Below are 12290 nucleotides of genomic sequence, written 5' to 3'. Positions count from 1 at the left end.
GCTCCGGGATTATTGTCCGCTCCAGGATCATCCTTTGACTGCTCCTGAGAACATTCCACGGATCAGCTGTTTCTGTCCAATGATAAAGATGGAAATGGACGGGATGATGATCATGACAACACCTGCGATCATCAGGGTGATGGACTGGGAATCTACGCTGTCCAGCATACTGATACCGATCTGAACGGTTCTCATGTTATTGGAACCTGTTACAAGAAGCGGCCACATGTACATGTTCCATGCATTGATGAAGGTGTACACTGCCATGGCTCCGATGGCGGATTTTGTCAGCGGAAGCAGGATCTTTACGATAAATTTCAGGTTGCTGCAACCGTCAAGTTTTGCCGATTCATACAATGAGATCGGGAAAGTCATGTAAAACTGACGGAACAGGAAAATTCCCATTGCGGATGTAAGGTAAGGCACGATCAGTACCTGGTAAGTATCCAGCATTCCCCAGCTTGATACGGTCAGGTAGTTGGAAATGATCGTTGCCTCTCCTGGAACCATCATGGTTGCCATCACGACCATGAAGAGAATACCTTTTCCTTTGAATTCCAGGAAAGAAAACGCAAAAGCAGCAAGAGAACAGGTAATGATCTGTCCGATGGTAATGCATCCCGCCATAATAAAGGAATTCAAAATAAAACGGAGAAGCGGAACGGTGCGGAATGCATTGATAAAGTTGGAAAAGGTCGGATTTTTGGGAAAGAGATTTAACTCTGTAGTAAACAGTTCATTAGAAGGCATCAGCGCAATACTGATGGCGTAAAGCAGCGGAAGCAGAATCAGAACCGCAAACACCACATTGGCAGCCACACAAAGGGCGGTTCTTGCTCTTCTCTTTGTGAGTGCTTTTGCATTCATGGCTTCTTTCAGCTTCAGAAGTTCTTCTTTTGACAGATTTCCCACAGCGGGAACTGCCACATTTTCCATCTGACTCATCAGTAATTTACTCCCTTCTTTTCAATACGGAACATGATCAGTGTAATGATCATGATGATTATAAACAGGATCACAGACTGGGCTGCCGCACTTCCGAACCGGTAGTTGAAAAATGCGTCCCTGTAAATGGAATAGACGATTACGTTGGTAGACTCATTTGGTCCGCCTTCTGTCAGGATCTTGATCTGGCCGAAAGACTGAAAGGCCTGAATGATATTTACTACCAGTGTGTAAAACATGATCGGGGAAAGTCCCGGAAGTGTCAGGCTGAAAAACTGCTGCACACTGCTGGCTCCGTCTACGGAAGCTCTCTCATAAATGGTCTCATCAATGTTTCCAAGTCCTGCGGAAAAATACAGGAAGTTGATTCCGCTGTTCAGCCATGCTGTGAGAACTGCCACACAGATCAGTGCGGTGTTCGGATCGTTCAGCCAGTTGATGTCCAGACCAAGAAGCTTATTTACAATACCAACTGCCGGATGAAGCATGATCTGGAAGATCATTGCCGCGGAGCTGGATGCGATAGCCATTGGCAGCGCATAGGAAGTACTGAACACCCGGATTCCCGGAAATGCTTTGTTACAGAGCACTGCGGCAATCAGGCCAAGAAGCATGCCACCGACCACCACGATCAGAACGAAGATCAGGGTTACTTTCAGGCTGTTGATAAAGGATGCGGACTGAATCAGTTCTTTATAGTTGTCCAGGCCAACGTACAGTTTTGCCTGGCCCATTTTGTTTGTTTTGTACAAACTTAAATAGATTGTTTTTACAAACGGATAAAACAGGAAAACTCCAAAAATCAGCATACAGGGTACCAGATATAAGTACGGTGTGATCTTACTTTTGCTGTTATTTCCCATGATTATTTCTCCTCCCTGTAAAAAAGATTTTCTTCGGTTTCCGGATCAAACACATGGGCTTTATCCATGTCAAAATATAAGGAAACTTTTTCTCCAACCTGGGTCTGATTCTCCGGATTTAGGCGTACTGCCAGGGTTTTGCCCTGCTCATCAAAATAGAGGATTACTTCCGCTCCCAGCATTTCCCGGTTTACTACGGGCTCATCCACATTTACGCTGTCCTTTTCGATCCCAAGTTTTTTTGCCTCATCAAGTTCGTAAATATCTTCCGGACGGATTCCCAGGATCACGTGTCTGCCGTTGTATTTGTCTGCGATCTGTTTTCCCCTGGTACCATCCAAATAAACTTTTTTTACAGTTTTTGCGTCATCCAGAAGAAGGGCTGTGCGGTTGTTTTCTTCTGCTTTTACGGTACACTGGAAAAAGTTCATGGACGGGGAACCCAGGAAACCTGCCACAAAGAGATTCACTGGATTGCCGTAAATGCTCTGCGGTGCTCCTACCTGCTGGATCAGACCGTCTTTCATGACCACAATCTTAGTCCCAAGAGTCATGGCCTCTGTCTGGTCGTGTGTTACGTAAATAATGGTGGTATCCAGCTGTTTATGTAATTTCACAAGCTCCACTCGCATCTGTGCACGGAGTTTTGCATCCAGGTTGGAAAGAGGCTCGTCCATCAGGAAGGCTTTTGGCTTCCGGATAATAGCACTTCCGATGGCAACTCGCTGTTTCTGACCACCGGAAAGGGCCGCCGGTTTTCGATCAAGAAGCTGCTCGATCTCCAGGATCTTTGCCACCTCATGGACTTTTTTATCGATCTCGTCTTTTGGCATTTTGCGGATCTTCAGAGCATAGGCCATATTTCCGTAAACTGTCATGTTTGGATATAAAGCATAGTTCTGGAACACCATGGACATTCCTCGCTCCTTTGGTTCCAGATAATTGGAAAGTTCTCCGTCGATCCACAGCTCACCGTCTGTGATTTCCTCCAGACCTGCAATGATACGCAGGGTTGTGGATTTTCCACATCCGGACGGACCTACGAAGATCACAAATTCTTTGTCATGTATATCAAGGTTAAAATCCTTTACACCGTAATGTTCCGAATCAAATTGCTTACATACATTTCTAAGTGCAATTTCTGACATCACTTATCTCCTTTCTCTCCTCGCTCGCATGGTTCTTAGTATAGAAGTTTTCCGGATATCCAGATATCGTGGTTACGATAAGTGATTGTGAAGTATGTGTTAAATTATTTCGGAAATTATATGCAATTCCGTTAAATTCTTTCTCCTGGGTAAAATTTCTGCCTTATCTTTCCATTCCTGAACCAGGCTAATAAATCAGATTTTGCATTCACTACTCATCTCTGCCCAAAATAAATGGCAACTTTGGGGCTTTCATTGCCGCTTAATTTGTGCAATTTTTCATGTTGTTTTAATTTTTTCTGTAAAATCTCAAATTCCGGCTATGTTTTTGTCTAATTTTACTCTTGAAGTTTCGTGTATAAGTCAAACAATACAAAATATTTCTCTCAAATTTTCTAACTTTTTGTTAGCCACTTAGCCTGAGAAGTGCTATAATAATCCCAGTCAGAAAAGAAATGCAGAATTCGTGTTACTGCGAACAGCGCGAACAGCAACATTACCGGAATCCATGCATCAGGAGGAGGAATTTGACATGATCACATTGAAAGCAGAGAAAAGAAACCCGAATGTAAAGGCTAAAAAATTAAGACGTGAGGGTTACGTCACAGGAATTCTTAGTGGAAAAGAAATGAAAGAGCCAGTAGCACTTCAGTTCAATGGTGCCGAGGCCGCAAAATTCATTAAAGCAAATAAAGAAGGAACTCAGATTTATCTGGACATCGAAGGCGAAAAAGTCGATGCCCTGGTAAAGAACATTGATTATAATCCAATTGAGAAACAGTTGATGGCTCTGGACTTCCAGGCTCTGGTTGCCGGTGAAAAAGTATCCACAACCGTAGCTATCAAACTGGAGCACACCGATATGGTTCAGGGTATTGTTGAACAGGAAATAGAAGAAGTTCATTACAAAGCAGATCCTGCCAACCTGCTGGATACTATCGTCATCGACTTCGACGGCTATCCTGCAGATGTCCGTGACATCCATGTAAAAGACCTCCCGATTCCGGAAGGCAAACAGGTACACTTCATCACACCTGAGGATGCCGTTGTTGTTCATATCGGTGAGTACGCAGCCGCTCCAGAGGAAGACGAAGAGGCTGAAGATGCTGAGGCTGAAACGAAATAAAAATCCACTACATGAAAATGCCCCGGAGCGTGATTGCTCCGGGGTATTTTTGTATATTTACATATAAAGTACTATCGTGTTAAATCCTTCACCCATTTATACTTCCGGAAATGATGCAGCACCCATGGAAGTTTTCCTACTTCATCAATACAGGTACATGCATAGATCACCACTACAGGCCAGTGGAAATATAATTCTGATCCATTCCCCCAAGCATAAACGCGTCCGCCACCGCCACCAGCGCCAGCATCAGATTCTGCAGAACAATGGGAATCATCAAATTCCATAGTTTGTGATAAAATATACTTTTTTCTTTGTTTACTTTCCTTCTCCGTTCGTTTTTTCCATATTTTATCATACTTTAAGCAACAGAAAAACCCCGGAAACCTTACGGTTCCGGGGTATCTTACGCTTGGACACAATGTACCTTGCGGTACTCAATATATATTAATCAGTGATTACTCGATGATTGTAGCAACACGTCCTGATCCTACAGTACGTCCACCCTCGCGGTATCGGTCTTGCATATTAAGACGTTTTTTTCGTATATTTCTGTCTTTTTATTATCATTTTCAGCCGGAAATCCGGAGCGTTTTTCTGATTTTGAATTATTTTGTTATCATACTGTTATCACAACTTCTTTGGTGAACACTCAATAAAAACAAATTTAGGATTGCATATACACTCACAGGTTGTTATGATCGTTCTATGGGTGCTACCTACACGGTAGGCGGTTAGTCCTTCTACGGAGGGACTGTGGTCTACACTCCGTTACGGTCGGTGCTAAACGAGTGCCACCGGCACTCAGCACCCCTCCGATTACATAGAAATCCCCAGCTCGGCTGACGGAAATCTTGCTAAAGGAGGGGATGCCAATGTTGACGCTTGAAGGTCTGATTGCTGTTATTAGCCTATACTTGACAGCTTTCAGTCTCGGATACACAATAGGAAGCAATAAGACACAAAAATAGCCGCCCCAGTCTGCTAAACTAAGCGGCAATTTTTGCTATATTCACACTCAATACACTGAATAAAATCCGTTACTGTTGAATCTCTTATTTACTGATAAAACTTGATTTTTCTTCTTTGAACCTTTAATATTCATTGTAGATACCTCTTGTATTCGTTAGATTTTACCAACTTGCCGGTCAGTAATAATCTAATTTTACTTGAGGTATTTTTTTGTCAATCTCTTGACCTATTTAAATTATACAGGAAGCTTTTTGGCGTTTTTTTAGGCATTCTGTGCTTTTCTTTTTGCAATTTCTTCTTTCATCGCAGGAAGTGTTTTTTCCAGATCAAACTTGCTTACAAGAATAAACATAATAACAAATATCACTAACGGTGTTACAATAGTGAATCCGTAAATTGCCATTTTTGTAGCTGCCGGCGCTGCAGTCAGTGCAGCATCATAGCCGACTGCCGCAAGGAACCAGCCGATAATAGATGTTCCGAGCCCGCTTCCCACTTTACCGCCAAAGCTGGATGCACTGTTGGAGGTTGCTACCATTCTTACACCATATTTATATTCATTATAATCAATTGACATTGCCGTCATAACTCCAACCAGACACATCATCGGAATGGTTGCAAATGTTGTAATACTTCCGAATAATGCGTAGCAGAAAAAGATGTCTTTTGTGAAGAGAAGCAGTATATTTGCTCCTGCACCCATTGCAAAGCTCACCAGCAGCGTTTTCACAACACCAAGTTTCTTAATCATCGGTCCTACAAATATGAATCCTAACAGGGTCGGAATCATTCCGATTCCTCCGAGAACGCCGACCAGGTTGTCATTGCCGAAAATCCATTTACAGTAATATACTCCCGCACCCGCTGTAAGACCATATATAATGCATGAGAGCAGATTCACCACAAGAACAATCACCCAGTATTTGTTGTGGAACAGCTTTCCAAGCGCTTCCTTAAACGGAATCACTTCTTCATCCTCTTCTTTCGCTTCTACTACCGCTCCTGCCTCTGTTGCTGTCTCACGGCTTGTTGCATAACAAATCAAGGCTGCCAGTATTACAATAATTCCCATGATAAAGCCAAATTTAATCCATGCGTTTTGGTTTCCGCCCAGTGCATTCGTAATCGGAATCATACAGATTGCAAATATCATACCTGCCACATAACCGGTCGCCGCTCTCCATGTTCCCATGATGCCTCGTTCTTCCTGGCTGTTCGTACGAACGGTCATAAGCGAGTTATAAGGGATTGCCATTGCCGTATATAATACTGCTGTCAGAAGAATGTTCGTTATTGTCACGTAAATAATCTGTCCCATATCTCCTATTTTCGGCACCGTAAACATCAGAACCATTACAATACCTGCCGGAATTCCCGCTTTCAAAAGCCACGGACGATATTTTTCTTTTCCCGGTTTTGTATGGTCAATGATATTTCCCATAATCAGGTCTGTAAATGCGTCAATAATCTTACAGACAATAAACATTGTTGCAATCGCCCCAGCAGCCATGCCAACCTTATCCGTATAGAAGTATGTAAGCTGTCCTACCAGTGTGGACATCGCATTCAATGCGAACTGTCCCGTAGCATCTCCGAAGTAATCCTTCACGCGCATTACTTTCTGAACGCCAAATTTGTCCTTTCCTAATGGTTTTTTACTCATTGTGTCCCTCCTTCATTTCGTATCACATTTCCTTGATATCTTGTAAGCTTAAAATATCACATTCCTATTTGTCTGTATTTTAATTTTAGCTTAATTTTTATAATTTTGAATTTGTAGCGTTCAGCGCATCAATGACTGCCAGATACATTGGCTTTGCCTGCGCATCTTGCACAAGCAGATCGGATATGGTCATGGACAATGCAAACTGAATCAGCGGGTCTTCCAGCATTCCCGGCATCATTTCTTCAAACATATTGCGGCCAAGTTCTTCGGCGACCAACTCTCCGAGTGTTGACTCCAACGAATATTTCTCGAATTTCAGATTTGTATCCGTTTTGTACTCGTAATGATATCTGCCGGAACCAACCGTAAATTCCGCTTCTTTCTCCGGAAGCTGGATAACAGCCGTTGTATTCACCGGAATCTGCACATCCACACAGATTTTTCCTTCTCTACAGCTCCATGCACTTACGATTGTTCCATATATGGATTCATAAGCTGCGGACACCTCTGTCATTCCCTTTGTCAGCGTCGGCTGAATCCGTATTTTCTTATATCCCGGTTCCATACAGCGTATTCCTGCAACTTTTTCGTACAACCAGCTTCCAATCGAACCGTACGCATAATGGTTCAGGGAGTTCATACCTGATTCGTCAAAATCCCCATTTGGCAGAATGGAATTCCAACGCTCCCAGATTGTCGTTGCGCCTTTCTTTACTGCATAGAGCCAGCCCGGAAAATCCTCTTTCATAAAGATTTCATCCGCCAACCCGTGAAGACCGTTTTCTGACAAACAATGACACAGATACGGTGTACCCACAAAACCTGTCGTCAGATGATTATGGTGTGCCCCGATATTTAACTCCAATGTCTCCAAAATCCGATTACGAAATTCCGGTTTTATCAAGTCAAAGTACAGCATCAGCACACAGGCTGTCTGTGTCTCACTGACCATTCGTCCGCTTCTTGTCACGTATTCCACATGAATGGCTTCTACTATTTTTTCATATAAGTCACCGTATGCTTTTGCTTCCTCTGCATACCCCAATGCATCCGCAGCATCCCGCACAATCCTGGTCGAATATGCGTAATAAGCATTTGCCACCAGATATTTGTCCGTTCCGCCTGTCCGGTCGGTGCTTCCGGATTCTATGTCCAGCGCCAGCCAGTCTCCATACTGGAATCCACTCTGCCACAATCCGTTTTTCGAGACTCTCGCATGTATATAATCCACCCAGTTCTTCATCATCGGGAATTGCTCCGCAAGCATCTCTTTATCCCCGTAAACCTTATAAATCGTCCACGGAATGATTGTCGCAGCATCGCTCCATGCCGCTGCTCCCGCCTGATTTCCGAGAATATTCGGAACAACATGAGGTACGCCCCACTCCGGAGTGGTCTCTGCTGCCATATCCCGCAGCCATTTTCGGAAAAATAATGCCGTGTGGAAATTATAGGAGGCTGTGCCACAGAATACCTGTGCATCTCCGGTCCAGCCCAACCGTTCATCTCTCTGTGGGCAGTCTGTCGGAACATCGAGGAAGTTGCCTCTCTGTCCCCACTGTATATTACTCTGCAGTTGGTTAACCAACGTGTTGTCGGATGTGAATGTTCCTGTCGGCTGCATGTCTGTGTGCATTGCACATGCCGTAAAATCCGATGCCTCTGTTTCCGTTCCTGCGCCTTCCACACAAATATAACGGAATCCGTGGAAAGTGAAGTGCGGCATCACAAGCATTCCCACCTGCTTTTCTCCGTATACGAATGTATCTGTACATCTTGCCGTCCGCAGATTCTCTGTATAGAAGTTTCCATCTTTATCCAGTGTTTCTGCATATCGAATAACTAATCTGTCTCCAATAAGTTTTGGAAGTCGTATTTCTACCAGTCCTGCCATATTCTGTCCGAAATCAAACACCAATTCTCCTTTTGGAGTCACGATCCTTTCCTTTACATCAAACCGTTTCGTTACCCGGACCGGCTCGGATTCCTGCGCCACAATCTGCCCGATATCATCCGTATGTTCAAACAGAACTGCCTTTCCTACCTGCCTTCTTTCTTTTGTATAATCCTGTATCTCACCGTGATAAATCTCGGAAAACAGAATTTCTCCTGTTTCCACATGCCAGTCCGTATCAGTGCCGATGCAGATAATTTCCCCGTCTTCGTACTCGATACGCACCATTGCCAGCAAAGCCGTTCTGTCGCCGTAAAGATTTGGTCTTGCATCAAACCCGAGTTCTCCCTTATACCACCCGTTTCCTACAGTAACCGTAATCTCATTATCTTTTTCCAGGAGTTCCGTAATATCATAAGTCTGATACTGCAGTCGGTGATGATAAGATGTCCAGCCCGGAGCCAGGAACAAGTCTCCTGTTTTCCTTCCGTTAATAAATGCCTCATATACACCACAGGCAGTCGCATACAGCCTTGCTCTCTTCACTGGTCTGTCCAGAGAAAAGCTGCGGACAAATACCGGACATGCAGTCTCTTCAGCCGGAAGTGTATGGGTAATCCATTTTGCATTCCAGTTTTCTTCTCTCATCAAACCGGTTTCAAAGTTTCCTGTCACCTGTCCCAGCTCTCCGTAATTATCCCATACACTGACCTGCACCTGATAAACAGTCATCTCTTTCAATGCAGCACCCTTATATGGCACCAGAACGGATTGGTCGCTTTTCACCCGGCCGCTGTCCCACATAAGCCGGCCTCCGCTGACAACCTGAATCTGGTAGTTTGTCTGCACAACATCCTGCTTTTCACTCTCCAACTTCCATGAGAAACGTGGTTTCTCATCGATTCCTATCGGATTTTTTCTGTATTCTATTGTCAAATCACGAATCATATGCATTTCCTCTCTCTTTTTGTTTTTCTGATTCTTTCTATTCTATGAAAATTTGTAACTGTGAGGGTACTGAACAGTTACGAAAATTTTGCCATTGTACGAATCAGAGCGGTAACATTCTCCTGAAGTCTTGCCATGTCTATGGTACCGTTCTCCAATCCTTTCTTTATCTGACCGGTATATGTATCATCATTAGAGCCCGGCGTAATCCAGCAGTTTCCCGCCTGTACCATTGCTGCCACATCTACACTGTCATAGGTTGTCCAATCCGTCATTACAAAACCGGCAAACCCATTTTCTTCTCTGAGAAGCCCCTGTAGAAGTTCTTCATCCGCTGCTGTCGGGCAGCCGTTTACCGCATTATACGCCGTCATAAAGCTGGCTGGCATATGAACATCCATCGCATATTCAAAAGTTCGGAAATAAATTTCCCGGATTGCACGTTCGGAAATCAGACTCTGATTTCGCTTTCTGGAAGATTCACAGTTGTTCCCGATAAAATGTTTATAGCAGCTTCCGATCCCGGCTCCTTCCAATCCTTTTGCATAAAATCCGGCCATGACACCGGACAAATACGGATCTTCCGAAAAATATTCCGGCTGTCGTCCATTTAGCGGATTTCTGTGAATATTAAATGCTGGTGCAAGAACCAGCGGCATGCCCAATGCCTTCGCTTCTTCCCCGATTACACACCCGATTGCTTCCGATAATTCTTTATTGAACGAAGCACAGATTGTAACGCCTGACGGCATTCCAATATTTTTGATGTTCAGATTGACTCCGCTGTTTCCATCGCTCACCGGAAAGTCCGGCAAATCATATCCTTCTGTCTGAAATACACGACCTGCCTCACCGATACCTTCCATTCCCCACCCTGCCGAGGCACAGATGCTGATGCGGGCAAGTTCCTCCGGTGACATCTGTGCCACAAACTCAGCCGCACGTGACGGATTTTTTCTTACAGCATCAAATGTTACCTTCTCTTCCGGTTTCTCCATATCAAACTTTGCAGGATAATGTTTCCTCTTCTCATAAGGCAAAAATGTCAACTTATTTTTGACCACTCCGGAATGCGCTCCTGTCGGCCATGTATCATCCGGATTTGTTTTGGATAATCTTGTAAATTTGTAATCGCAGCAAAGCAGATTGGTTACCTGTTTGATTATTCTTGTTTCTTCTTCGTCGAATCCGCCGCATTCCGCTGCTTCAATACTGTTTCCCACATAAATACGGTAATATCCTTTTGATAAAATATACGCCGCTTTTTCTTCCGAATATGAAGTCAATACTTTCACCGGAACATGAACAGGAATCTTCTGTTCCTCTCCCGGAAGCAGTTCCTTTGTTTTTTCAAAGAATACCAGTTCTTTTTCCGGCTGCTCCAGTTCTGATTCCGGTTTGCCTACATAAACCTGAACAACTTCTTTTCCGGCTTTTTCCCCGACATTCTTCACATATACATCCAGTTCCAGTACTTCCCCGTCAAATCGAATATTCTCCTGCCTGATACAAAACTCTGTATAACTTAATCCGTAGCCAAACGGATACGCCACTTTTTTCCTGAATGTTGTAAAATAACGATATCCCACATAAATGTCTTCCTCGTAACAAGTATCCACATATATATTTTCATCTGCTGTCAGACGTGTTTTATCTACACAGTCATAGAAATTTTTCGACGACGGAATATCAAAATAATCCTTTGCCCATGTATCCGGCAGCTTCCCTGACGGATTTACAGCCCCGCTCAGGATATCCGAAAGTGCCGGTCCTGCAAGCATTCCACCAAATCCCGAATATATAAGTCCTGCAACTGCATACTTTTCTGCAAATGTCACATCAATCGGATATCCGACATTTAAAACCACAATTGTCTTTGCAAATGTATCCGTTACTTTTGCAATAAGTGCTTCTTCAGCCTCGCTCAGATAGTATTCCCCTTTCGCCGTGGAAGCATCCTGGTTTTCTCCTGCTGCACGTGTCAGGAACACGATTGCCGTATCGGACAATTTCTTTGCACGCATCAACATCTCGTCCTCCGGTATCTCATCCCTGTCACAGCCGTAAAATTCAACCAGTTCTTCATTCAGTGAATAAGCTTCTCCTTCCCTGACAGCCTCCACAAAATTAACACTGTAGCGAGGATTGATTTTGCCTGCCCCCACTGCTCCGATACGAAATTCGTGAATACCTCTGCCAAACAGATTCAATACCGTTCCCTTCTTCAGTGGAAGAACTTCCGCCTCATTTTTCAAAAGAACGATTCCCTCCCTGGCGGCTTCCAGTGCAATCTGTTCATGTGCTGCATCTTCCGGCTTCGGTTTCACTTTTTCCACACCTCTGACCGTAAAATCCTGCGGATTCATCTCATTCCCATCCATGTCCACAAAACCTTCCACGTGAAGTTGATATTCCCGACCGTACTCTGTCACAAGTCCCCGAAGCGGAATTCCAAGCACCCACATATTTCCCATAACTTCCATATATTGGTTGATACAGCCGGATACCACCCTGCTATCTAAGGTGACGGTTCCCTGAATATCCGGATTCATCGGCTTTGCCCACATCATAAGCAGACAGCCGGATAGTCGACGATCCAGCATAAAATACAATCCGTCAATATCATGAAAATCGTACTCCAGCGGTCCCATTTCAAAAAGCAATGGTTTATCTTCTTTTCCTGTCGGAAGCTGTTCCCAAAAATCTTCCATTCCCATGTTGAGTTCTC

At 44.0% G+C, this 12290-nt stretch carries 8 protein-coding genes; 1 reads left to right on the top strand and 7 read right to left on the bottom strand.

What is annotated here, in order from left to right; all coding sequences use genetic code 11:
• Positions 1-27: 27 nt before the first annotated feature.
• The 3 genes from GPK88_RS08425 to GPK88_RS08415 are packed head-to-tail and all read right to left on the bottom strand — an operon-like array spanning position 28 to position 2956.
• Positions 28-945 (bottom strand): carbohydrate ABC transporter permease, encoded by a 918-nt coding sequence (locus GPK88_RS08425; RefSeq protein ID WP_173762055.1) that lies wholly within the window; start codon positions 943-945, stop codon positions 28-30.
• Positions 945-1808: a carbohydrate ABC transporter permease gene (locus GPK88_RS08420; protein ID WP_174095968.1), complete on the bottom strand. Its 864-nt coding sequence runs from the start codon at positions 1806-1808 to the stop codon at positions 945-947. The genes GPK88_RS08425 and GPK88_RS08420 overlap by 1 nt, the downstream gene beginning before the upstream one ends.
• Positions 1809-1810: 2 nt before the next feature.
• Positions 1811-2956: an ABC transporter ATP-binding protein gene (locus tag GPK88_RS08415; protein ID WP_173762053.1), complete on the bottom strand. Its 1146-nt coding sequence runs from the start codon at positions 2954-2956 to the stop codon at positions 1811-1813.
• A gap of 532 nt (positions 2957-3488) precedes the next feature.
• Between GPK88_RS08415 and GPK88_RS08410 the strand changes: the two genes are divergently transcribed.
• Positions 3489-4082, top strand: a complete 594-nt coding sequence (locus tag GPK88_RS08410; protein WP_173762052.1) for a 50S ribosomal protein L25 — start codon at positions 3489-3491, stop codon at positions 4080-4082.
• 71 nt (positions 4083-4153) lie between these two features.
• On the opposite strand, the gene GPK88_RS08405 is transcribed toward GPK88_RS08410, so the two are convergent.
• The 4 genes from GPK88_RS08405 to GPK88_RS08390 all read right to left on the bottom strand — a co-directional run bounded on the left by GPK88_RS08405 (position 4154) and on the right by GPK88_RS08390 (position 12279).
• The gene (locus GPK88_RS08405; protein WP_215707687.1) at positions 4154-4369 is read right to left on the bottom strand and encodes a hypothetical protein; all 216 of its coding nucleotides are present in this window, start codon (positions 4367-4369) and stop codon (positions 4154-4156) included.
• A gap of 947 nt (positions 4370-5316) precedes the next feature.
• Positions 5317-6717, bottom strand: coding sequence for an MFS transporter (locus tag GPK88_RS08400; RefSeq protein WP_117943791.1), 1401 nt, complete (start codon positions 6715-6717; stop codon positions 5317-5319).
• A 97-nt stretch (positions 6718-6814) separates the two neighbouring features.
• On the bottom strand, positions 6815-9562 hold the full coding sequence (locus GPK88_RS08395; RefSeq protein ID WP_117943809.1) for an alpha-L-rhamnosidase: 2748 nt from the start codon (positions 9560-9562) through the stop codon (positions 6815-6817).
• A gap of 77 nt (positions 9563-9639) precedes the next feature.
• Positions 9640-12279 carry a glycoside hydrolase family 3 protein gene (locus tag GPK88_RS08390; RefSeq protein WP_117943790.1) on the bottom strand — a complete coding sequence of 880 codons (2640 nt, stop codon included), beginning with the start codon at positions 12277-12279 and terminating at the stop codon, positions 9640-9642.
• Between the last annotated feature and the right edge of the window lie 11 nt (positions 12280-12290).

Origin of the sequence: Blautia sp. MCC269, assembly GCF_018785655.1 — a bacterium.
Lineage (GTDB): Bacteria > Bacillota > Clostridia > Lachnospirales > Lachnospiraceae > Blautia_A.
Note: the sequence above shows the minus strand (reverse complement) of the source record. Positions and strands in the feature narration are given on the sequence as shown.